The organism is Streptomyces sp. ID05-39B, assembly GCF_033794725.1.
In the GTDB taxonomy this organism is placed as follows: domain Bacteria; phylum Actinomycetota; class Actinomycetes; order Streptomycetales; family Streptomycetaceae; genus Streptomyces; species Streptomyces bobili.
Genome location: NZ_JARGEF010000035.1, coordinates 22,445 through 46,655, shown reverse-complemented (window position 1 = coordinate 46,655; position 24,211 = coordinate 22,445). Strand labels below are relative to the sequence as shown.

Annotated in this window: 13 protein-coding genes, 1 other RNA gene and 1 pseudogene; 11 read left to right on the top strand and 4 right to left on the bottom strand. The window is 68.1% G+C overall.

The window, feature by feature from the left end:
• From P1P75_RS11250 to P1P75_RS11235, 4 genes and pseudogenes are all read left to right on the top strand, one after another.
• Positions 1-295, top strand: a pseudogene (locus P1P75_RS11250) (serine/threonine protein kinase); the annotation flags it as partial.
• 209 nt (positions 296-504) lie between these two features.
• Entirely contained in the window at positions 505-1,776 is a 1,272-nt protein-coding gene (locus tag P1P75_RS11245) for a serine/threonine-protein kinase (RefSeq protein ID WP_319254124.1), read from the top strand.
• 700 nt (positions 1,777-2,476) lie between these two features.
• A complete protein-coding gene (locus P1P75_RS11240) occupies positions 2,477-6,067 on the top strand; it encodes a LamG-like jellyroll fold domain-containing protein (RefSeq protein WP_319254128.1) in 3,591 nt (1,196 codons plus the stop codon).
• Positions 6,068-6,196: 129 nt separating this feature from the next.
• Positions 6,197-12,763 (top strand): RHS repeat-associated core domain-containing protein, encoded by a 6,567-nt coding sequence (locus P1P75_RS11235; protein ID WP_319254122.1) that lies wholly within the window; start codon positions 6,197-6,199, stop codon positions 12,761-12,763.
• Positions 12,764-13,279: 516 nt separating this feature from the next.
• Here P1P75_RS11235 and P1P75_RS11230 read toward each other — a convergent pair.
• A complete protein-coding gene (locus tag P1P75_RS11230) occupies positions 13,280-13,660 on the bottom strand; it encodes a hypothetical protein (RefSeq protein WP_319254120.1) in 381 nt (126 codons plus the stop codon).
• A gap of 274 nt (positions 13,661-13,934) precedes the next feature.
• Here P1P75_RS11230 and prfB point away from each other — a divergent pair, with 274 nt between their 5' ends.
• Both prfB and P1P75_RS11220 read left to right on the top strand, forming a co-directional pair.
• Complete coding sequence (prfB, locus tag P1P75_RS11225) at positions 13,935-15,041, top strand: peptide chain release factor 2 (RefSeq protein ID WP_319254118.1); 1,107 nt, start codon at positions 13,935-13,937, stop codon at positions 15,039-15,041.
• Positions 15,042-15,345: 304 nt separating this feature from the next.
• Positions 15,346-16,062: a hypothetical protein gene (locus P1P75_RS11220; RefSeq protein ID WP_319254116.1), complete on the top strand. Its 717-nt coding sequence runs from the start codon at positions 15,346-15,348 to the stop codon at positions 16,060-16,062.
• An 84-nt stretch (positions 16,063-16,146) separates the two neighbouring features.
• On the opposite strand, the gene P1P75_RS11215 is transcribed toward P1P75_RS11220, so the two are convergent.
• Positions 16,147-16,341 (bottom strand): hypothetical protein, encoded by a 195-nt coding sequence (locus tag P1P75_RS11215; protein WP_319254114.1) that lies wholly within the window; start codon positions 16,339-16,341, stop codon positions 16,147-16,149.
• A gap of 237 nt (positions 16,342-16,578) precedes the next feature.
• Here P1P75_RS11215 and ftsE point away from each other — a divergent pair, with 237 nt between their 5' ends.
• The 5 genes from ftsE to ssrA all read left to right on the top strand — a co-directional run bounded on the left by ftsE (position 16,579) and on the right by ssrA (position 20,607).
• Positions 16,579-17,268: a cell division ATP-binding protein FtsE gene (gene ftsE, locus P1P75_RS11210; RefSeq protein WP_086769235.1), complete on the top strand. Its 690-nt coding sequence runs from the start codon at positions 16,579-16,581 to the stop codon at positions 17,266-17,268.
• Between the two features lie 36 nt (positions 17,269-17,304).
• Entirely contained in the window at positions 17,305-18,222 is a 918-nt protein-coding gene (gene ftsX / locus P1P75_RS11205; protein ID WP_319254112.1) for a permease-like cell division protein FtsX, read from the top strand.
• Between the two features lie 68 nt (positions 18,223-18,290).
• Positions 18,291-19,460: a S41 family peptidase gene (locus P1P75_RS11200; RefSeq protein ID WP_319254110.1), complete on the top strand. Its 1,170-nt coding sequence runs from the start codon at positions 18,291-18,293 to the stop codon at positions 19,458-19,460.
• Between the two features lie 80 nt (positions 19,461-19,540).
• Positions 19,541-20,074 (top strand): SsrA-binding protein SmpB, encoded by a 534-nt coding sequence (gene smpB, locus P1P75_RS11195; protein WP_319254107.1) that lies wholly within the window; start codon positions 19,541-19,543, stop codon positions 20,072-20,074.
• A gap of 144 nt (positions 20,075-20,218) precedes the next feature.
• Positions 20,219-20,607: a transfer-messenger RNA gene (gene ssrA / locus P1P75_RS11190) on the top strand.
• Positions 20,608-20,673: 66 nt separating this feature from the next.
• Here ssrA and P1P75_RS11185 read toward each other — a convergent pair.
• Both P1P75_RS11185 and yicI read right to left on the bottom strand, forming a co-directional pair.
• Entirely contained in the window at positions 20,674-21,684 is a 1,011-nt protein-coding gene (locus tag P1P75_RS11185; RefSeq protein WP_319254105.1) for a LacI family DNA-binding transcriptional regulator, read from the bottom strand.
• Positions 21,678-23,933 (bottom strand): alpha-xylosidase, encoded by a 2,256-nt coding sequence (yicI, locus tag P1P75_RS11180; protein WP_319254104.1) that lies wholly within the window; start codon positions 23,931-23,933, stop codon positions 21,678-21,680. Before yicI ends, P1P75_RS11185 begins: the two co-directional genes overlap by 7 nt.
• Between the last annotated feature and the right edge of the window lie 278 nt (positions 23,934-24,211).

Below are 24,211 nucleotides of genomic sequence, written 5' to 3'. Positions count from 1 at the left end.
GCCCCAGCCCCAGCAGCCGCAGCGGCAGGCCCCGGAGCCCCGTCAGCCGCGCGAGCCGAGGCAGCGCAGCGCCAACCCGATGAAGATCCCCGGGCTCGGCTGCCTCAAGGGCTGTCTGTTCACGGTCGTCATCCTGGTCGTGGCCGGCTGGCTGATCTGGGAGCTGACCCCGCTCCAGGACTGGATCGGCACGGGCAAGGGCTACTGGGAGCAGCTCGGCGACTGGGTCGACACCGTGAGCGGCTGGGTCGGCAAGCTCGGCGATCTCGGCGGGGGCTCCGGCGGCGGGGCCTGAGCGGAGCGGTCGGCCCGTCCCGCGGGACCCGACCGCGAGTTTGGGGATTTGTCGACTCCTGACGGGTGATTTCCGTCTCCGTGGTGAGGATCGCCTCGGGGGGCGCGTAGTTTTGTCGGCCGGGGGCTGGGGGCCGGCTCCCGGATGGCGCAGCGTCGGCATCACGCGCCGGCATCCCGCGCCGGCATCACGCGTCTGTAGGAGCAGCCTTGGCACGGAAGATCGGCAGCCGGTACACCGCCCACCAGATCCTGGGACGCGGCAGCGCCGGCACGGTGTGGCTGGGCGAGGGGCCGGACGGCCCTGTCGCCGTCAAGCTGCTGCGCGAGGACCTCGCCTCCGACGAGGAGCTGGTGGGCCGCTTCGTGCAGGAGCGCACCGCCCTGCTCGGTCTGGAACACCCCAACGTGGTCTCCGTCCGTGACCTCGTCGTCGACGGCAACGACCTGGCGCTCGTCATGGACCTGGTCCGCGGCACCGACCTGCGGACCCGCCTCGACCGGGACCGCCGGCTCGCGCCCGAGGCCGCCGTGGCGATCGTCGCGGACGTCGCCGACGGGCTCGCCGCCGCGCACGCGGCCGGCATCGTCCACCGGGACGTCAAACCGGAGAACATCCTCCTCGACATGCAGGGCCCGCTCGGCCCCGGCGGCTCGCACCGCGCGCTGCTCACCGACTTCGGCGTCGCGAAGCTCATCGACACCCCCAAGCGGACCCGCGCCACGAAGATCATCGGCACGCCGGACTACCTCGCCCCCGAGATAGTCGAAGGCCTCCCCCCGCGCGCCTCGGTGGACATCTACGCGCTGGCCACCGTCCTGTACGAGCTGCTCGCGGGCTTCACGCCGTTCGGCGGCGGGCATCCCGGCGCGGTGCTGCGCCGGCACGTCACCGAGTCCGTCGCCCCGCTGCCCGGCATCCCCGACGAACTGTGGCAGCTGCTCGTGCAGTGCCTGGCCAAGGCCCCGGCCTCCCGGCTGCGGGCCTCGGAGGTGGCCGCCCGGCTGCGCGAGCAGCTGCCGACGCTGGCCGGGATGCCACCGCTGGACGTCGACGAGCCGGACGGCGAGGCGGCGGAGGACGAGACGCAGGGCGCCCGGACGGCCGGGCGAGGCGAGGCATCCGAGGAGCCGGCTCCCGCCGGGAGCGACGGGCGGGGGCGCCGGGGATCCGTGTCCCTGGTCCCCGGCGCCAAGCCGGACTCCAACCGCGACACCCACACGTCGATGCGGGTACCGGCACCGGACGAGCTGGCGGGCGGGGCCCACGGGACCGCACGGGTCCCCCGTGCGGCGGGCGCGCCGCGGCCGGGGTCGGCGCGCAATCGCACTCTTACGCGACGGCGTCGGCTGGTCACCGGTGCGGCCGTGGTGGCCCTCGCAGCTGCGGTCGGCGTGGGCACCTGGCTCGCCACGTCGGGTGACGACGCAGGAGCCAACCCCCAGGAGACGACGAGCACGTCTGCCCCGGCTGAGCCCTAGAGGCGCTGCCTGGAACGCCCCGAGCGGGTACACCGACGGGAATGGCCCGAGCGGGGTACGCCGATGCCCGGGGGCAGCAGGGTGCAGCGGCGGGGTCTCCGTGTTTGCCGCAACCGGTATCCGCTGCACTGCGCATCATCTGGGGGAGGCTCCTGTCACGCGCGGTGAAGTTCCGGGGGCGACGTATCCGGTGCGGGTGACAGGCGCGGACGGCCGAGTTGGCATCGGCGGAGACCGGGGCGTGCCAGTGGCGGGAAAGCGCTGATGCGATGAAGACCAAGGACGGTCTGCACTCCACGACGGCCGTGAGGAGAGCAGCCTGCCGGTCATGTCTTCACAGGTCATGTAGGTGCCACAGGCATCAGTACCTGCGACCCCGTGGCGGCATCGGTCCTTCTCTCGTTTCGCCCGCCGGGCCTCGGCTCACCTGATTGATCAAAACTGGCTGATTCATAGCACCAGGTGAGCAGGGGCTTTTGCGTGGCGTTGGGGCAATCAGGGGCTGTTGCGCTGAGTGGCATGTCCTTGACGGAAAGCGAGGGCAGTCATTGACTGTGGGCGATTTTTGAAGATCGTGTGACCTGGGGGCGGGGGTTCGGTGTCGATGGGGCGGGACAGCGACGGAACCGCAGGGCGTCGCAGACGCGACTGGCGCAGGGGGACGGGAGCCACGACAGCCTCCTTTGCCGTGCTGCTCGCGATGCTGGCGGTGCCGGTCCAGCAAGGGGCGGCGTTCGCCACCGAGGCGAACCCCGCCGTATCCGGATCCGAGGCACGGGACGCGCTGGCCGAGGCTCAGGAATCCGGCCGACGAGTGGAGGTGGCAGGGGAACGCTCGGAGCGGACGACGACTTACGCCAACCCGGACGGCTTCACCTTCACGCTTGAGGAGTCGGCTGTCCCTGTCCGGGTCAGCAGGCCGGGCGGTGGCTGGCAGGCGCCGGACGCGACTCTGGTGAAACGTTCCGACGGCTCGGTGGGGCCGAAGGCCGCCGCCGTGTCGATCGCGTTCTCGGCGGGTGGAAACAAGGCGCCGCTGGCCTCGATCGAGGACCAGGGCAAGTCGCTCGAACTGACGTGGGCCGGGGCGCTCCCGACCCCGCAGCTGGACGGCCCGAGCGCGCTGTACCCGGAGGTGCTCGCGGGCGTTGACCTGAAGGTGACCGCGACACCGGAGAGCTTCCAGCCCGTGTTCGTGGTGAAGACGCCTGAGGCCGCGGCGAACGACGAGTTGCACAAGCTCACCTTCGGACTCAAGGCCCAGGGCCTGGACGTCCGCGAAGGAGCGTCCGGCAACCTCGCGGCCGTCGACGACAGCGGACGTACGGTGTTCAAGGCGCCGCCCGCGCGGATGTGGGACTCGGCCGGCGAAGCCGCCTCGACGCAGACTCAGTTGGTGACGGCTGATACGCCGGGCACCGCTGAGGTCGAGCCGTCCGACCCGTCGGAGAGCGCGCCGTCGGGGTTAGGTCTGGAGCCTGGGCAGGGCGACGCCGTGGCCCGCATGGATGTGGCCGTCACGAAGGACTCGCTGTCGGTGGTGCCGGACGCGAAGATGCTCTCCACGACCGAGGAGTCGGCGTTCCCGCTCTTCATCGACCCGACCGTTTCGTGGGGCGAGTCGGAGCGGACCCTGCTGCGCAGCGACGGTTACGAGTCGTACGGCTGGTCCAACGGCGACGACGACCAGGGCAAGGGTGTCGGCAAGTGCGGTAGCTGGAAGGGCTACTACTGCGGTCCGGGCTACGTGCAGAAGCTGTACTTCGAGTTCTCCCCGGCCAGTCTGAAGGGCAAGCACATCCTGGATGCCACGTTCCGGGTGACCGAACCGTGGGCGTTCCAGTGCGACCCGCGCTGGGTGGACCTGGTCCGCACCAACAACATCTCCTCCGCCACCACGTGGTCGTCGCGGCCGGCCGAGCTGGATCTGATGGTGGACCGCCACATCTCGGCAGGACGCGGCTCGTTGTGCGACCCCGACTCGCCTGACGCGCCGGTCGAGTTCAACGACAACGCAGCGGAGACGAACGAGAACCTGACCCCGACCGTGCGCGACTTCGCTGCGGGCAAGTTCTCCCGTCTGACCCTCGAGATCAAGGCCCACGACGAGGGTGACACCGCTGCGTGGAAGCGGTTCAAGAACGATGCCACGCTCGCGGTGAAGTACGTGGGTCTGCCGGACACCCCCACCGAGGTAGGTGTGGTCGCAGGCTCGTCCTACGTCTGCGCGACCAACTCGGCTGTCCCGAACATCGTGTCCGACCCGACACCACTGGTTCAGGGCAAGCCGCGCACGGCAGCCGGTGGTTCCGTCGGCGCCAGCCTGAGGATTCGGTGGCGGACGGAGAAGTACGACGCCTCCACCTCGACATGGGTACTCGCCCACACCGACCTCGACAGCCCGACCTCCGGATACGTCGGCAACCTGGTCAGGCAGGCCAAAACTCTGCCCACCCTCACAGAAGGCGTGCTGTACCGACTGAAGGCACTGACTCTGTCCTCCTACGAGGACGGCACGAACCGGCTGAACTCCGGTTACAGCGCGCCTTGTTACTTCAAGGTCGACCCGACTGCGCCGAAGGCGCCACAGGTGGGCTTCGGCTCGCCGTACACGCAATGCACGACCAACGCCTGCGTGGCCGGTGGAGGGCCGGGTACCCCTGGCGCCTTCAGCTTCGCGCCCGCGGTGGGGGACACGAATATTGCTGCCTACCAGTACAAGCTCTCCTTGAACGCTGCGTGGTCGGCAGATCAGACCGGTTCGACCAAGACGGTCACGATCACTCCCGACAGCGCGGGGACTTACCGCCTGTACGTACGGGCCAAGGACAACGTCGGTCGCTACGGCGCGGAGTCCGTGGTCGATTTCCTGGTCGCCACGGGGCCGGGGCCGATCGGCCGGTGGAACTTCAGTGAGGCAAGCGGCGCCGCGCTGGACTCGGCGACGTCCGACGGTCAGGACAACGCCACGCTGGGCGGAGGAGCCGTGCGGGATGACAGGGGGCGCCGTGGGCTGATCAATCGTGACCCTCAGGGGCTTCCCCTGGAGACGCCGATCACTGATGCGGGGTTATCGCTGAACGGGTCCACTGCCTACGCGCAGACGGCTGCCCCGGCTCTTGAGACCCGCTCGGCCTTCACTCTTTCCGCTTGGGTTCGGCTGGAACGCAACGACCGCAATGCCGCCGTGCTCTCGACGAAGGACAGTGTCAGCAGTCCGTTCCTCCTGGAGTACGCGGTCGATAAGAAGACCTGGTTCTTCGGAATTCGTCAGCCGGGCCAGAGCGACTGGTACTTCGGCCAGTACGCGGCCTACCCTGCACAGGTCGGTGTATGGACGCACCTGACTGGCACTTATGATCCGGCGACCGACAAACTCATGCTTTATGTGGACGGCCGCAGCCAGTACCAAGGCCAGACCGTGGATGGCTCGTACTCGTCGACCGCGCCACTGGATTTCGGCCGCCACCAGCTCAGCACAGGACCCGGTTACTACTTCCAGGGTTCCATCGATGAGGTTGCTGTCTGGCAGCAGGCGCTGAGTGCTCAGCAGGTCGCCGAAGAAGCTGAGTTGCTTACCTCTGATGGATACGCCGGTGTGGAATTGATGGCGGACTGGAGTGCGGACCGTGGGAGCAACGGAACCGTCGACGATACGACGTCGGGCTACGGCAAACGCCTGACACTGTCGGGCGGGGCGTCGCTGGAAGACGGCGACATCGTGCTTGACGGTGTCGACGGCTCAGCAAGCACGCCGGGACCGTTGGTGTCGGAGCATGCGTCGTTCACGGTGACGACGTTGGTCCAATTGGACACCGCGAAGCTTCTGCCGAAGGACATCGGCTATGTGGGACAGGTGTTGGGCCAACCCGCTGCGGACGGTTCGTCATGGGGTTTCTGGTACGAACTGACCGGCAAGCAGACCGGGCTCAACGAAGACACCGGTGAGGAGAGCACTGTGCCGGTCGGCAAGTGGCACTTCGGCCGACTGGACAGTGCCGGCAACTTCACATCGGTGATCTCGGACAAGGATGTGGCGTTGGACAGCCAGGTGCGGCTGACCGGCATCTACAACTCTCTGAACGGGACGATCAGTCTCTACCTCGGTTACAACCAGAACGGTGACGCCCGGGCGTTCACTGTGAAGCTCGGCAGCGGTGACTTCGCCATCGGGGCGGAATCTACGGGTACCACGTGGCGGCATCACCTGCCTGCCCGCGTTCGGGAAGTTCGGCTCTGGGCCGGGGCAATGGCCAGCAGCGCACAGATCGAGGAAACCGTAGGCGACTGACCGGTAAATGAGTGACGGAGGTCGTACTGGGTGAGTTGGCGTTCGCCCAGTACGACTCGACAGGCGCCGTACTTCGGTTTGGCGATGAATTTCTCGACTTTCTTACGAGACCGGGTGGGGCGGACAGCGATGCGCTTTGGCATAGGCACCTCAAGACGAAATGGTGGCGGTGACCAGCACCGTCGGAGACGGTTGCTGGCGCAGTCACTGACTCTGGCACTGGTGGTGCCTCTGGGGGTGGCGCAGGTAGCCCAAGCCGCCGGTCCCGGTGGTCTGGGGCGGCCCGACGTGCCCGAGTCCCGGGTGAGTAAAGTCAAGGCGTTCGACGACCCTGGCGCGAAGAAGGCCAGGCAGCGGGTTTCCGAGGACAAGAAGGCGAATACAGAGCAAGCCGAGCGTGCCCAGTCGCAGCAGAAGTCCGCATGGCCGGCAAAGGGCGAGGCGGAGCTCGCCCTCACAGGCGGCAAGGCGGGGAAGGCGGACCCGGCCGGTATTCCGGTGACGATAGCGCCGCCATCCAGTGGCGGGGTCCCGGCCAGCGGCACCGCACGAGTGAAGCTGCTGGACCAAGGGGCTGCCCGCAAGGCAGGCGTTGTCGGCATTCTGCTGACTGCTGAGGCGGACACCTCGGGCACCGCTGAAATGAGTGTGGACTACAGCGGCTTCGCGGCGGCCATCGGCGGAGGCTGGGCCCAGCGGTTGCGTCTGGTGCAACTGCCGAGCTGTGCGCTGACCACCCCCCAGAGGACCGAGTGCCGCGCGCAGCGGCCGCTTTCGTCGGACAACGACATCGTCCACCAGTCCGTATCGGCCGACGTCCGCCTGGCTGGATCCGCGAGCGGCGCGTCTACGCAGCTTCTTCGAGCCACGGGAAGCACTTCGGGCGCCACCGTCCTGGCACTCACCGCTGCCAGCACCGGAACCGGCGCGTCACCCAAGGGGGCCGGAGACTATTCGGCCACACCTCTGTCGGAATCCTCGTCGTGGCAGGCGGGCGGCAGCTCTGGCGCGTTCACCTGGTCGTATGACTTCACGATGCCTCCCGCGGCAGCGGGCCCGGTACCGCCGCTGTCGTTGTCGTACGACTCGGGCAGCGTCGACGGCCGCACCGCCACCACCAACAACCAGGCGACGGCGGTCGGTGAGGGTTTCGGACTCACCGAGTCCTTCATCGAGCGCACCTACGGCTCCTGCGACGACGACGGCCACACGGACGTCTTCGACCAGTGCTGGAAGTACGACAACGCCCGACTGGTGCTGAACGGCAAGGCCAGCCGACTGGTCAGGAACGACGGCAGCGGCCAATGGCGGCTGGAGAACGACGACGCCTCCAAGGTCACCCGCGCCACGGGCGCCGACAACGGCGACGACAACGGCGAGTACTGGACCGTCGTCACCGGCGACGGCACCAAGTACGTCTTCGGTCTGGACAAGCTGACCGGCGCCGACACCCAGCGCACCCACTCCGCCTGGACCGCGCCGGTCTTCGGTGACGACTCGGGTGAGCCCGGCTACTCCGCGGGCGACGCCTTCGCCGACCGCGCCCTGACGCAGGCCTGGCGATGGAACCTCGACTACGTCGAGGACACCAGCGGCAACGCCTCCACCTACTGGTACGCCAAGGAATCGAACCACTACAAGAAGAACAAGGCGACCACGGCGAACGCCGCCTACACGCGCGGCGGCTACCTCACCCGCGTCGAGTACGGCCTGCGCGCCGGCGCTCTGTTCACCGACAAGGCAGACGCCAAGGTCACCTTCTCCCACGCCGAGCGCTGCACCGCCACGGACTGCTCCAGCCTGACCAAGGACACCGCGGACAACTGGCCGGACGTACCCTTCGACGCGATCTGTACAAGCGGCGACACCGAGTGCAACTCGGCCGGAACATCCTTCTTCTCCCGCAAGCGCCTGACCGGAATCGACACCTTCTCCTACAACGCCACCACGGTCGCCTACGACCCCGTGGACTCCTGGGACCTGACCCAGCAGTACCTCGACGGCGGAGACATCGGCGACAGCTCCGACCAGGTACTTACCCTGAAGTCCCTGAAGCGGACGGGCAAGGCCGGCGCCACACCGATCGCCCTCAATCCGATCTCATTCACTTACCAGATGCGCCCCAACCGGGTCGACGCCACCGACGACATCCTGCCGCTGACCCGGCCCCGCGTTTCCACCGTCACGTCGGAAACCGGCGCGATCACCACGGTGACTTTGTCGGGCGAGGAGTGCGTACGCGGCGAGGTACTGGGCGCGACTCCGGACTCCAACAGCCGTTCCTGCTATCCCCAGTTCTGGCACATCAACGGCGCCGAAGACGCCGCGATCGACTGGTTCCACAAGTACCGCGTCCTGGCCGTGACCGCCTCCGACGCCGCCACCGCCGGTGAGACGGTCGAGCACGCCTACTCCTACAGCGGCGCGGCCTGGCACCACAGCAACGAGCCGTTCACCCCGGCGGAGGAGCGCACCTGGTCGGACTGGCGCGGCTATCGCCACGTCACCGTCTGGTCCGGCGCCACGGACGCCACCCGATCCCGTACGGTCTCCCTCTACTTGCAGGGCATGCACGGTGACAAGAACAAGGACGGCACCACCAAGTCCGTCTCCGTCGCCCCACTCGCTTCCCCAACTCTTGGTGCCGCCTCCTTCACCGACAGCAACCAGTACGCAGGCCAACTCCGCCAGCAGGTCACCTACGACGGCACCACAGCGATCTCGGCGACGATCACCGACCCCTGGTCGCAGGAGACCGCCCGGCAGACGGTGCCCGGCGCCGGCGACCACGTGGCTCGCTTCGTCCGCACCCAGAAAACACGCAGCTACACCTACCTGACCGTCTCCCAGACCTGGCGAGAGCGCCAGAGCACCACGTCCTACGACAGCTACGGCATGCCCGTCACGGTCGAGGACTCAGGTCAAGTCGGCAAGGCCTCCGACGAGACCTGCACCCGCACGTGGTACGCCCGCAACACCGACCTCGGAATCACCAGCCTGACCTCGCGCACCCGCACAGTGGCCCGCACCTGCGCGACCGCGGACACCGACCTGAATCTGCCGGTGAACAGAAGCACGCGCGGCGACGTCCTGACCGACACCGCCATGCTCTACGACAACCCCAGCGCCGCTACCTGGTCCGCTGCCCAGAAGCCCACCAAGGGTCAGCCGACCTGGACGGGCCGCGCCACGGGTTACGTCACCACCCTCGACCTCAACGGCGAAAGAATCCCCGCCGGCTGGCAAACGGCTGCCACGACCACGTATGACAGCCTCGGGCGTCCGCAGAGCATTGCGAACGCAGCCGGCAAGACCAGCACCACGACGTACCTGCCCACGGACGCCGGGCCGCTGACGAGGACGGTCACCGCCGACCCCAAGGGGTTCAAAACGACCAGCTACCTGGATCCACGCCGTGGCCAGGCCCTGCGGGTCTACGACGTGAACCTCAAGAAGACCGAAAGCTCCTACGACGCCCTCGGACGCATGACCGCGGTGTGGCAGCCCAACCGGAGCAGCGGCGCAGGCGACGCGGCCAGCGTGACCTTCACGTACCACCTCGACAACACCAAGCCGTCATGGGTGTCGACCTCAGCCCTGAAGAAGGACGGCAAGACCTACAACACCACCTACACGCTCTACGACGCGCTCCTGCGCCCCCTGCAGACCCAGTCGCCCACGCCCCAAGGCGGCCGCCTCCTGACGGACACGCGCTACGACACGCGCGGCCTGGCCTACGAGACGTACGCGGACATCTTCGACACCAGTAGCTCACCCAACGGCACCTACACCCGTGCCGAGTACGGTGAGGCCCCTGCTCAGACCCAGACGGTGTTCGACGGAGCGGGCCGTCCCAGAACAAGTTCCCTCCACGTCTTCGGCGTCAAGAAGTGGACCACGTGCACGAATTACACCGGTGACTCCGTCGCCACGACCGCTCTGGAGGGCGGCTCGGCCCAGCGCACCATCACCGACGTCCGCGGCCAGACCACCGAAACTCGCGCATACGTGGGTGCCATCCCGGCGGACGACTCCTTCGGCACCGGCCCCAGCACCTCGTACAGCACCACGCGCTTCACCTACACGCTGGACGGAAAGCAGAAGACGGTCACGGGTCCGGACGGAGCCACCTGGTCCTACGACTACGACCTGTACGGCCGTCAGATCAGCGCCCGGGATCCGGACAAGGGGACGACGGGCACCGAATACGACGAGCTCGACCGCGTCATCAAAGCCACGGACGCACGCGGTACCTCCCTCATCACCGGGTACGACGAACTGAACCGGATCACCGCCACGTGGACCGGTTCGCAGACAGAGGCCAATCAGCTCACCGGCTACACCTACGACACGATCCTCAAGGGCCTGCCCTCATCCTCCACACGCTACGTCGGAGGCAAGACGGGCGCGGCGTACACACGGGCCGTCACCGACTACGACAGCTTGAGCCGCCCCACGGCCAGCCAGCTCCAGTTGCCTGCCAGTGATCCATTCGTACAGGCGGGCCAGCCGGCGACGCTTTCCTACGAGTCCTACTACAACCTCGACGGCACCCTGCAGAACAGCCGCGAGCCCGCGATGGGCGGCCTGGGGTCGGAGATCACCGGCTTCACCTATGACGAACTGGGCGACCTGACCGCCATCACCGGGACGACCGGCTACCTCGGCAACGTCTCCTACTCGGCACTTGCCCAGCCACAACAGCTCACCCTGGGCGTTGGTGGCACGGGAAACAAGAACATCTACGTCACCAACACCTACGAGGAGGGCACCGGCCGCCTCACCCGCAGCAGTGTCACCGACCAAACGCACCCGTACATGCTGCAAGACCTCAACTACACGTTCGACCAAGCCGGCAACGTCACCCGAATCAGCGACCCCACCATCCTGGGCGGCACCAGCAGCGCAGACACCCAGTGCTTCGCCTACGACGGCCACCAACGCCTGATCGAAGCCTGGACACCGTCCTCCCAGAAATGCGAAGACGCACGCAGCGCCGCCAGCCTCTCGGGGCCGGGCCCGTACTGGACCAGCTACGGGTACAACGACGCAGGTCAGCGCACCAGTGAAACCACCAACAAGACCAGTGGCGCCACAAAGACGACCTACTGCTACACCAAGCCCGCACAGCCGCACACGCTGACCGGAACCACGACCGGCACCGACTGCACGGCTCCGCAGCGCTCCTACGGCTACGACGTCACCGGCAACACCACCCAGCGTCCCGGAGCCACCGCCGCCCAGAGCCTGCTCTGGTCCGACGAGGGCAAGCTCAGCAAGCTGACCGAGAACGGCCGCGCCACCGACTACCTCTACGACGCAGCCGGCACCCTGCTGATCCGCAACACCCAGAACGGCGAACGCGTCCTGTACGCCGGCGCCACCGAACTCCACCTGCGCGCCGACGGCACCACATGGGCCCAGCGGTACTACTCCGCAGGCGGCATCACAGCAGCCTTCCGCTCCAACGAATCAGGGACCAACAAACTCACCTACCTCACCGGTGACCACCACGGCACATCCTCACTGGCAATCAACCCCGACACGGCACAAAGCTTCACCAAGCGCTACACCACTCCCTTCGGCGCCGACCGCGGCACACCGCTGTACGGCCCCTGGCCCGACGACAAGAGCTTCCTCGGCAAGACCCGGGACACCACCACGGGGCTGACCCATGTCGGTGCCCGCGAATACGACGCCGCCATCGGCCAGTTCATCAGCGTCGACCCCATCTTGGCCACCGACCAGCCGCAGTCCCTCAACGGCTACAGCTATGCCAACAACAACCCTGTCACGGGCAGCGACCCGACCGGCCTCTGGTGCGACAGCTGCAACGGCGGCGCCGGCTGGACCCGCCCCGACGGCGGAACTACGGGAGACCCGAACGGGGGGAAGGACACCGACGGCACCGTACGGGGTACGCCGCACGGCGGAGGCGGTACGGCGTCGGCGGGCGGCGGTGGCAGTTTGGGTAGTCCCGCCTGTGGTGTAGTGCCCCTTGCCCCGTGCGCGAGTCCCCTCGGACCTGTGGTGGGCCCTGCGCCGACCTCTATGCCCTATATTCCGCCAATCCTTGCGTCTCCGGGGTATTTGGAGGCCCGGCAGTGCGCCATGATCCCTGTGCTGGTCACTTGCAATCCCGAGGACGCGGTACTCGGCGGTGGTGACGACGACTTCCGGACGATCGGCCTGAAGTGGGCGGCAGGGCTCCTCGACGGTGCCACCAACTACGGGGAGGACAGCCGTGTCGCACAGCAGGTCGGTATGAGCGACATCACGGCCGCACAGCGTTCCGAGATTTCGCGACTTTGGCGTCAGGGTAAGCTTGAGGGAGACCTTGAGCCGTATTCAATAGGTAAGAAAGGCACCTCGGAAAAGATCGCCCAATTCCTCGCCGATCAGTGGTCAATCGCCACCGGGGATCACAACACGTCAACGGCCGTACTCGGTTCGTACACGTCTCATTACAAGATTCTTCGCGCCAACTCCACTGGTATACAAGCGCGGATAACCATCGAGAACAGCATGACGATGTCTTCATTCGCTCATATCGCGACAGGGTATGGAACAGCAGCTGACCGGGCAGTGCAGCGCCACGATCATGATGGGATCATTGCGAGTCGCCCCTTCACTTCGGGGTCGGCGATGCAATCGCACTACATGTCCATTACTTTCCGTGTGATGATTCCCCACTAACGGAGCGGGCGGACTCGTGAGCAAGGTTTTGACGCAAGCGGGCTCAAGGCGCGGCGGTGTTCCGAGGTGGGTGGTCTCGAGACGGGGTGGTTTGTTGCTCATCGCGACATTCCTCGCATCCGGCTGTTACGCCTCTACCGGATATGACGCGTATCCAAAAGGAAAATTGGTTCACAGTGCTTCTCTTGTGCGTGATTGGGTGGACGAGGAAACCAGGCTGACTTTGAACGCGGACGGGTCCTTCTCAGCTGATCGGCTGAGCTTGGAATACTTCGAGTGTTCCGCAAGCGGCGTGCAGACGATGTCGGGTGCCGGGACATGGAGCACAGTTGAAGGGCGCGAGTCGACCTCCGTACTCCTTGGCTTTAGTAGCGGCTGTTCCGCCACGCTGTGGGCCGGCGAGTCCAGCGGTAAGGCAGTCCTTTGGAGTGCGGACAAGGGTGGACATGAGGGACTGGTCCTTCAGTCCGTTCAGCCGTAGATCGGATCGGTCGCCGTAGTTCACGCACTCGCTGGTCAACGACCCAGCGCACCTTCGGTGCGTGCCCGGGGCGTGGTAAATGCTGGGCGCGCACCGGAGGTGCTTCTGTCTGCCCTGACGTGGGCTGGCCCGAGGGTGCCGGTCAAGTACGCCGCCGCCGTCTGGGATGCCAAAGAGGACGCTGGATCTCCGACGCCGAGATCGCCGAGGTCCGGTCCCCTTCGCCGCGTCACGATGTTCTTGGCACGTACCCCGAGGTCAGGGTCACCGTCGAACGAAGCGGTCGTGCGGAAGTGCCGACGCGGGCGCTCACCACGCTCCACCTCGGCCCACTCGCGCAGCAGCTCTATGGCATCCATCAGCCGGTCCTCCGGCAGAGCATCCAGCAGACAGTGTGCTTTGTCGCGAACGGTCATACCGGCCAGTATGCGGTCCGTCCGCGATGCCGCCCGGGCCCCGGTCTTTCAGGCGCTTCGGCAGCCTCGGAAGAGACGGATTCGGCTGAGGGCGGCACGTGACGGCAACGACCCCACTCACCCACGGACACCCACGGACACCCACGGACTGGTCAGGTCGAGCAGTCCTCAGGCTCGCCTGTCTGCCGGACGGCCACTGGGTTGCACGGTGGCGGTGGCTCCTGATCGGCCACTGCCGGAGCCCGGTGCTTGGCGGAGCCGTTACGCTGGAGGGGTGGCAGTCGTCGATGTATCCGAAGAGCTCAAGTCCCTCTCCTCGACCATGGAGTCGATCGAGGCCGTTCTGGACCTCGACAAGCTGAGGGCAGATATCGCCGTGCTCGAGGAGCAGGCGGCAGCGCCGTCCCTGTGGGACAACCCGGACGAGGCGCAGAAGATCACCAGCAAGCTGTCCCACCTCCAGGCCGAGGTCAGGAAGGCCGACGCGCTGCGCGGCCGGATCGACGATCTCTCCGTCATGTTCGAGATGGCCGAGGAGGAGGACGACCCGGACGCCCGCGCCGAGGCCGAGTCCGAGATGGTCTCCGTCAAGAAGGCGCTGGACGAGCTGGAGGTCCGCACGCTGCTCAGCGGTGAGTACGACTCCCGCGAGGCCCTCGTCAACATCCGCGCCGAGGCCGGTGGCGTCGACGCCGCCGACTTCGCCGAGAAGCTCCAGCGGATGTACCTGCGGTGGGCGGAGCAGAAGGGCTACAAGACCGAGATCTACGAGACCTCGTACGCGGAAGAGGCCGGCATCAAGTCGACCACCTTCGCCGTGCAGATCCCGTACGCCTACGGCCAGCTCTCCGTCGAGCAGGGCACGCACCGGCTCGTGCGTATCTCGCCCTTCGACAACCAGGGGCGCCGCCAGACCTCCTTCGCGGGCGTCGAGATCCTGCCCGTGGTCGAGAAGACCGACCACATCGAGATCGACGAGTCCGAGCTGCGGGTGGACGTCTACCGCTCCTCCGGCCCCGGCGGCCAGGGCGTCAACACCACCGACTCCGCGGTGCGGCTGACCCACCTCCCCACCGGCATCGTCGTCTCCTGTCAGAACGAGCGGTCGCAGATCCAGAACAAGGCCTCCGCGATGAACGTCCTCCAGGCCAAGCTGCTCGAGCGGCGCCGCCAGGAGGAGCAGGAGAAGATGAACGCCCTCAAGGGCGACGGCGGCAACTCCTGGGGCAACCAGATGCGTTCGTACGTCCTGCACCCGTACCAGATGGTCAAGGACCTGCGCACCGACTTCGAGGTCGGTAACCCCGAGGCCGTTTTCAACGGTGAGATCGACGGGTTCCTGGAGGCCGGCATTCGCTGGCGCAAGCAGCAGGAGAAGTAACTTTGTCGACAAGGCAACTGCCCCCGCGATGGGGGTGGTTGCCTTTTCGTTTGCCCGCGACTCCCGGCATGTCTGGGTTTTACATCACACTCACACCTTCAATGCCCGGCAAAGCGTGCCGAGTTGGACATTGCGTGCGCAACGCCCTTGACGTTGCTATGAAAAATGGGAAAGGTGCAGTCTGGCATGCGTATCTCTGGGGCGCATGTGAACCGGGGGCTTCAGCACTTCTGGCTACCCCCGTCGATCACCGCCCTGGGCGCGGCCTCATCGACGAATTCCGGCTACTGGGGGTAGCAACCATATGACCAAGAAGACGCGCGTCCGTATCGCGCGCATCGCCGCGGGCGCAGTGATCGCCGCGGGCGCCTCGCTGACGGTGGCGGGCGTCGCCTCGGCCGCCGGCGACGAGGGCGGCCTGAGCGGGCTTGTCTCGACGGCCGGCGGCCCCGACGTCACCACGCAGGACGGCGAAGACCCGATCTGTGACATCGTCGCCGACCCCGAGTGCGATGACGAGGAGCCCGAGAACCCCGGTGGGGAGAACCCGGGTGGGGAGAACCCGGGTGGGGAGAACCCCGGTGGGGAAAACCCCGGTGGGGAGAACCCGGGTAGCAATGGGGGCTCGGGCAACAACGGTGGCTCGGGGAACAACGGCGGCTCGGGGAACAACGGCGGCTCCAGCACCACCGGCGGCTCCAGCACCACCGGTGGATCCACCTCCGGCGGTTCCACCACGGGTGGCGGTTCCACCTCCGGTGGCTCGACGGCCGGCGGCACCGGCGGTTCCGGTACCACCCCCGACGGCACCGCCGCTCAGGAGGTCGGCAGCTCCGCGCTGACCGACACCTCGGACGCGACCTCGGACAACGCCGCCCAGGGTGGTGGCAAGGAGCTGGCCGAGACCGGCGCCGGGCAGACCACGTTCCTGATCATCGGCGCTGCCACGATGATCGTCGGCGGCATCGGCTTCCGTGTGCTTCCGCGTCTCGCGGAGGGCCGCGGCGGGGCTGCTGCCTGACAGTAGGCAGCCGTACCGGTACGTGACGTACGCGCGAAGGGCCCGGAGCTGGAAAGCTCCGGGCCCTTCGGCGTCGTACGGGGGCTACGCGGTCTGGTGGGCGAGCAGTGCCATCGCTGCCACCAGCACCGCCAGCAGCGCGATCAGCGCCATCGGGTTCAGTCCCGCGAAGAAGTTGTTGTCCTGCTGCAGCCGCTCGCGATTCGCGCGGCAGACCCTGCACCGGCCCTCGTTCACGGGCGCGGCGCAGTTGGCGCACACCAGCCGGTCGTACGTCATGCGCTCGCCCTCCTTGCACCGGTTCCACAGACACAACGCCCGCTGCGACGCAAACGTTCCCCTCCACTGTGCCAGGTTCCGCCGGATTCAGCGCGGGGTCCCGGCGGGAGCTGCCTCACAGGGCAGCGGCCGTACAAAAACGCACAAGCCGCACGCAACCGTGACCGCTGCCTGCGCACGTGTCCCCGGTTCGCGTATGGTCACGCTCATCTACCCCCGGCGACCCGTGGTGCATCCGTGATCCGATTCGACAATGTCTCCAAGGTCTACCCCAAGCAGACCCGCCCCGCACTCAGGGAAGTGTCCCTGGAAGTGGAGAAGGGCGAGTTCGTGTTCCTCGTGGGGTCCTCCGGCTCCGGAAAGTCCACCTTTTTGCGGCTGGTCCTCCGAGAGGAACGGTGCAGCCACGGTCAGGTGCACGTCCTGGGCAAGGACCTCGCGCGCCTGTCCAACTGGAAGGTGCCGCAGATGCGCCGCCAGTTGGGGACGGTCTTCCAGGACTTCCGCCTGCTGCCCAACAAGACGGTCGCCGAGAACGTCGCCTTCGCGCAGGAGGTGATCGGCAAGTCCCGCGGCGAGATCCGCAAGTCCGTGCCGCAGGTGCTCGATCTCGTCGGGCTCGGCGGCAAGGAGGACCGGATGCCCGGTGAGCTGTCCGGTGGTGAGCAGCAGCGGGTGGCGATCGCCCGCGCCTTCGTGAACCGGCCCAAACTGCTGATCGCGGACGAGCCCACCGGCAACCTCGACCCGCAGACCTCCGTCGGCATCATGAAGCTGCTGGACCGGATCAACCGGACCGGTACGACCGTGGTGATGGCGACGCACGACCAGAACATCGTGGACCAGATGCGCAAGCGCGTCATCGAGCTGGAGCAGGGCCGACTCGTCCGCGACCAGGCGCGCGGCGTCTACGGCTACCAGCACTGACCGCGACCGTCCACGGAAAGGCTTGAACAACCCGCCATGCGCGCCCAGTTCGTACTGTCCGAGATCGGTGTCGGTCTCCGTCGCAATCTGACGATGACGTTCGCCGTCGTCGTCTCCGTCGCCCTGTCGCTCGCCCTGTTCGGCGGGTCGCTCCTGATGAGCGACCAGGTCAGCACGATGAAGGGCTACTGGTACGACAAGGTCAACGTCTCGGTCTACCTCTGCAACAAGAGCGACGCCGAGTCGGACCCCAACTGCGCCAAGGGCGCGGTGACCGAGGACCAGAAGAAGCAGATCAAGACCGACCTCGACAAGATGTCGGTCGTCGACTCGGTGACGTACGAGTCGCAGGACGAGGCCTACAAGCACTACAAGGAGCAGTTCGGCGACTCACCACTGGCCGCCTCCCTCACGCCGGACCAGATGCAGGAGTCGTACCGGATCAAGCTCAAGGACCCGGAGAAGTACAAGGTCGTCGCGACCGCCTTCGACGGGCGGGACGGCGTGCAGTCCGTGCAGGACCAGAAGGGCATCCTGGACAACCTCTTCAAGCTGCTGAACGGCATGAACTGGGCCGCCCGCGCGGTGATGGCGCTGATGCTCGTCGTGGCGCTCATGCTGATCGTCAACACCGTGCGCGTCTCGGCGTTCAGCCGGCGGCGCGAGACGGGGATCATGCGCCTGGTCGGCGCCTCGGGCTTCTACATCCAGGCGCCGTTCATCGCGGAGGCCGCCGTCGCCGGACTGATCGGCGGCACGGTCGCCTGCGGATTCCTGGTGCTCGCCCGGTACTTCCTCATCGACCACGGGCTGGCCCTGGCCGACCAGCTGACGCTGATCAACTTCATCGGCTGGGACGCGGTCCTGACGAAGCTTCCGCTGATCCTCGCCACCAGCCTGCTGATGCCCGCGCTTGCCGCGTTCTTCGCGCTGCGCAAGTACCTGAAGGTGTGACACATGCCAAGGGGGTCGTACGGTCAAGCGACCGTACGGCCCCTTCGCGTTCCCCTAGACTCACCGCCATGTCAGGCCGCGAACCGCTCTGTTCGCCCCGCCGCTTCGGCCGCGGGGCGGCTCTGACCTTTATGTTCGCGAGCGTGCTCGTCGCGGGCGCGGCGACCGGCTCGCTGCCCGACAACGGCGGCAGGGCCGCGTCCGGAGCGGCCCGTGCCACCGTTCCCACCAGCCCCCCGGAGGCTGTGACCAGGGCCGCCGAGGAAGCGATGGCCGACGGAAAGTCGCCCCTGGAGGCCGCCGAACGTGCCGTGAGCCGCAGCGGGGACCGCTGGGCGGCGGTGTACTCCGAGGGCGAGTACGAGCAGTTCGCGGAGTCCCTGGACGGGCTGTACACCGGCGTCGGTCTGGAGGCGCGGCGCGAGCGGGACGGCCGGATCGAGGTCACCAGGGTGCAGGCCGGTTCCCCCGCGGACGCCGCCGGGATCCGTGCCGGGGACCGGCTGCGCAGCGTCGACGGAAGCACCGTCGACGGACGGCCGGTCACCGACGTCGTCTCCTTACTGCGCGGTGACGCGACGGACGCGGTCGCCGGTACGACCGTCCGGCTCGGCCTGGAACGCGGCACGCGCGTGTGGACCCGGACACTGCGCCGGGCCCGTCTGTCCACCGACTCGGTCACCGTGCGCACCCTTGCCGGGGGCGTCACCGTCATCAGGATCACCGCGTTCACCAAGGGCGTCGGGGGCGCCGTCCGTACCGCCGTCGACGCGGCCCCGGCCGGCGCCGGGATCGTCCTGGACCTGCGCGGCAACTCCGGCGGTCTGGTCACCGAGGCCGTCTCCACCGCCTCCGTCTTCCTCGACGGCGGCCTCGTCGCCACGTACGACGTCGACGGCGAGCAGCGCGCCCTGCACGCCGACTCCGGCGGCGACACCACGCGCCCCCTGGTGGCGCTGGTCGACGGCGGCACGATGAGCGCGGCCGAGCTGCTCACCGGCGCCCTGCGGGACCGGGGCCGGGCGGTCGTGGTCGGCTCGCGCACCTTCGGCAAGGGCTCGGTCCAGATGCCGAGCCGGCTGCCCGACGGTTCGGTGGCCGAGCTGACCGTCGGCCACTACAGGACCCCCTCCGGCCGGAGCGTCGACGGTACGGGCGTCACCCCCGACCTGGACGCGGACGACGGGGCGCTGGAGCGGGCCGAGACCGTGCTGAGCGGGCTCGGGGACGCTTCGTGAGGGTCCGCTCACGCCCCTCGTAATCGGCTTTCCCTCAAGGGCCCCGCAGGTGCGAAAATGGCCGGACTATGAACAAGGCAATGTACGTACCCAAGGAGTCCCAGCCGAAGCAGGGCAAGCCGGCCGAGGACAAGACCAAGGGCCGGCGCAAGATCGTCGCGCAGAACAAGAAGGCCCGGCACGACTACGCGATCATCGACGTCTACGAGGCCGGGCTCGTGCTCACCGGCACCGAGGTGAAGTCGCTGCGCCAGGGGCGTGCCTCGCTGGCCGACGGCTTCGTGCAGATCGAGGGCGACGAGGCGTGGCTGCACAACGCGCACATCCCTGAGTACAGCCAGGGCAGCTGGACCAACCACTCCGCGCGCCGCAAGCGGAAGCTGCTGCTGCACCGCGAGGAGATCGACAAGCTGTCGTCGAAGTCGGAGGAGACGGGACACACGATCGTGCCGCTCGTCCTGTACTTCAAGGACGGCCGCGCGAAGGCGGAGATCGCCCTCGCGCGAGGCAAGAAGGAGTACGACAAGCGTCAGACCCTGCGGGAGAAGCAGGACCGGCGGGAGTCGGACCGGGTGATCGCGGCGGCCAAGCGGAAGCAGCGGGCGGCCCAGTAGCGGCCCAGTAGCGGGCCGGCGCCGCCGGGGCCCGGCCGGGCGCCGGGAATAGGCTGGCATCGCGGTGCGTTGGTCACGTACGATGGCATCAGTCCTCCGCAGAGGGGACGAGCCGCCCCCTCGGGGGCATTGAAAAATCAACATGGGGATGATCGGTTTCGACAGCGGCTGTTGAAGCAGGGGAAGCGTGTCGAGGAAGCGGCAATGATCTCGTTAACCATATGTCGCAAAAAATAATCGCCAATTCCAAGAGCGATTCCCAGTCCTTCGCCCTCGCTGCCTAATAAGCAGTGAGTGAAGGACCCTTAATGGGTGTCAGCCCGGGAGTGTTCCCGACCCGGATCCTGGCATAATCTAGGGGACTAAACCATTGCGCCCGGTCACGGGGTGCGATGGGAAATCAAACAGTGACTGGGCCCGTCGGCGACTTGTTCGCGTGATCGCCGGGGCCGAGAAAATCGCAGCGAACTGCGCACGGAGAAGCCCTGATTCTGCACCGTTGGACGCGGGTTCGATTCCCGCCATCTCCACCACCCCATGTGAACAGAGAACCCCGCCTCCCTCCCCAGGGAGGCGGGGTTCTCTGCTGTGTGCCGTCCTCAGCCCAGGGCCCGGGGTCCCGTGCTCGCCCGCCGTGTGAGGCGGGGCGGCAGCAGGGTCGCCTCCGGCACCTCCTCGCCGGCCAGCTTCCTCATCAGCAGGTCCACCGCCCGCGCGCCCAGCTCCGCGGCCGGCAGAGCGATGGAGGTGACGGGCACCGGCAGGCCCTCGGCGAGTGCGTCGGGGCAGATCGCGGTGACCGACAGATCGCCGGGGACGCGCAGGCCCAGCCGTGCGAAGGCGTCGACCAGGGGCTCCAGGACCGCCTCGTTGTGGACGACCACGCCGGTCAGCGCGGGCTGGTCGCGCAGCAGCTGTTCGGCGACCCGGCGGGCGGCGGCGGGCGTCGCCTCGCACGGATGCACGGCGGAGGCCAGCCCGGCCCGGTCGGCCGCTCCGGTGAAGCCCTGCACCACCCGCTGCGCGAACGCCGTGCCCCGCACATACACCTCCGGCGGCGACCCGACCAGCGCCACCACCTGGTGTCCCAGCCCCGCGAGATGTTCCACGCAGGCCTCGCCCGCCGCCCGGAAGTCGAGATCGATGCAGGTCAGCCCGGCCGCCTCGGACGGGAACCCGATCATCACGGACGGCCGGCCCAGGGAGCGCAGCAGTGGCAGCCGGGGGTCACGGAGCTGGACGTCCATCAGGATCAGGGCGTCCACCAGGGCGGTGTCCGCGACCCTGCGCAGTCCCTCCTCGCCCTCCTCCTGGGTGAGCAGCAGCACGTCGTGGTCGTGGCCGCGGGCGGCCGTCACCACCGACACCGCGAACCGCATGACGACCGGGACGTCGATGCCGGCCCGCAGCGGCACCACCAGCGCCAGCACGTTGGAGCGGCTGCCGCCCAGGGCGCGGGCGCCCGCGTGCGGGCGGTAACCCAGCTCGCGGACGGCCGCCTCGACGCGCTGCCGGGTCTCCTCGGAGATCGGGCGCTTGCGGCTGAGGGCGTACGACACGGTGCTGGGGGAGACCCCGGCCCGCCGCGCCACATCGGTGATCTTCACCATCGGTCCAGCTCCAGGGTGAGGAACCCGGTGCCCGCCTCGGCGTGCGCCAGCCGGTCTCCGGCCGCCAGCGCCCAGGGGGCGACCGGGTCACCGCAGGAAGCCCGCAGGGTGTCCCCCTCGCGGACGACGGTGAAGGTGACCTCGCCGGCCCGCACGGTCACCCGCGCCCCGCGCTCCAGGCCGTACGTCCGCAGGGTGACCCCGTGGGCGTGCGCGTAGTCGGGGCGGTCGGCGTGGGCGCCCACCGGGAGCACCGCGCCCGGCCGGACCAGCAGCGGCACGCTCATGGCGTCGTGGCGCTCGCGCACCCAGCGCGGCCCGGTCACCGTCCGCCCGGTGACGTAGTGGGTCCAGGTGCCCTCGGGCACGTAGTAGGTGACGTCCCCCTCGTCGCTGAAGACGGGGGCCACCAGCAGGTCGGGGCCGAGCATGTACTGCCGTTCCAGGTGGGCGCAGCCCGGGTCGTCGGGGAACTCCAGGACCATCGCCCGCATGACGGGCGTGCCCTCCTCGTGGGCGACGCGGGCGGCCTCGTACAGGTAGGGCATGAGCCGCAGCTTCAGCCGGGTGAAGTGCCGCAGTACGTCCACGGACTCCTCGTCGAACAGCCACGGCACGCGGTAGGAGGAGCTGCCGTGCAGCCTGCTGTGCGAGGACAGCAGTCCGAAGGCCAGCCACCGCTTGAACAGGGCGGGGGTCGGTGTGCCCTCGAAGCCGCCGATGTCGTGGCTCCAGAAGCCGAACCCGGACATGCCGAGGGACAGTCCGCCGCGCAGCGACTCCGCCATCGAGGCGTAGGTCGCCTCGCTGTCGCCGCCCCAGTGCACCGGGAACTGCTGGCTGCCGGCCGTCGCCGACCGTCCGAACACCACGGCCTCGCCCTCGCCGCGGTGCTTGCGCAGCACCTCGAAGACGGTCCGGTTGTAGAGGTACGTGTAGTGGTTGTGCATCCGCTCCGGGTCGGAGCCGTCGGACCACTCCACGTCGAGGGGCACCCGCTCGCCGAAGTCGGTCTTGAAGCAGTCGACGCCCTGGGCGAGCAGGGCCTCCAGCTTGCCCGCGTACCAGTCGCGGGCGGCGGGGCTGGTGAAGTCGACGAGTGCCATGCCCGGCTGCCACAGGTCCCACTGCCAGACGCCGCCGTCAGGGCGTCTCAGGAGGTGTCCGAGGGCCCTGCCCTCCGCGAACAGCGGGGAGCGCTGGGCGATGTACGGGTTGATCCACACGCTGACGTGCAGGCCCTTCGCCTTCAGTCGGGCCAGCATCCCCGCCGGATCGGGGAACACCCGCGGGTCCCAGGTGAAGTCGCACCACTGGAACTCCCGCATCCAGAAGCAGTCGAAGTGGAAGACGGACAGCGGCAGTTCGCGGTCCCGCATGCCCTCGATGAAGGAGGTGACCGTCTCCTCGTCGTAGGAGGTCGTGAACGAGGTGGACAGCCACAGGCCGAAGGACCAGACGGGCGGCAGGGCGGGGCGGCCGGTGAGGGCGGTGTACCTGCGCAGGATCTCCTTCGGGGTGGGACCGTGGATGACGTAGTACGTCAGCTCCTGGGTCTCGGCGCTGAACTGCACGCGGGACACCGCCTCCGAGCCGACCTCGAAGGAGACCCTGCCGGGGTGGTCGACGAAGACGCCGTAGCCGGCGTCCGTCAGGTAGAACGGCACGTTCTTGTAGGCCTGTTCGGTGGCCGTGCCGCCGTCGGCGTTCCAGATGTCGACACTCTGGCCGTTCTTGACCAGGGGGCCGAACCGCTCGCCGAGGCCGTGGACGGTGGTGCCGACGCCGAGGTCGAGCTGTTCGCGCAGATAGTGGGCGCCGCTCGCGTCGCGCATGATGCCGAGGCCCTTCGGGCCGCTGGAGGTCAGTGAGCGCCCGTGGGCGAGGAACTCGACCCGCCAGGGGCCGGAGCGCGACACCCGCACCGACAGGTCGCCGGAGGTGAGGGTCGCGTGCCGGTCGTCGAGGGAGATCCGCGGGACGGTGTCCGTGCCGGTGAGGCCGAAGGCGGGCTCGCGGGACCGTTCGCCGGTGAGATGGGTCAGGGTGAGGCCGACGACGTCGGGCATCGGGCTGTGCGCCCGGATCGTCAGGACCGGTCCCGTCAGCAGGTCGCCGCGGGAGCGGACCGGGCGGGTCGGGGCGTGGATCTCCAGGACGCCGTCGGACTCGGCGACGTCGAGGACCTCGGCCGGGTGGGCGGCGGTGACGCCCTCGCGCAGGAGCCAGTAGCCATCGGTGAACTTCACGTGGGGGGTCCTTACTTCACGGCTCCGACCGCGCTGCCGCGGGTGAGCGTGCGCCGGAGGACGAGGGTGAGGAGGACGTCGGGGGTGTGGGAGGACGCCGAGGGCCCGGGGCGTGCCGTGGGCCGCGCGTCGTGCCTTCAACACCCTGTGCCTCCGGGGGAGTCGGATGGTTCTCGCGGCAGGGACGCTCGCCACGCGGCCGGACCGGGCGGGCCCGCCGCGTCGCAGCTGTCGTCCGTCGAATCGATTCGATGCCTGATGTCGAAGCGCTTCGACGG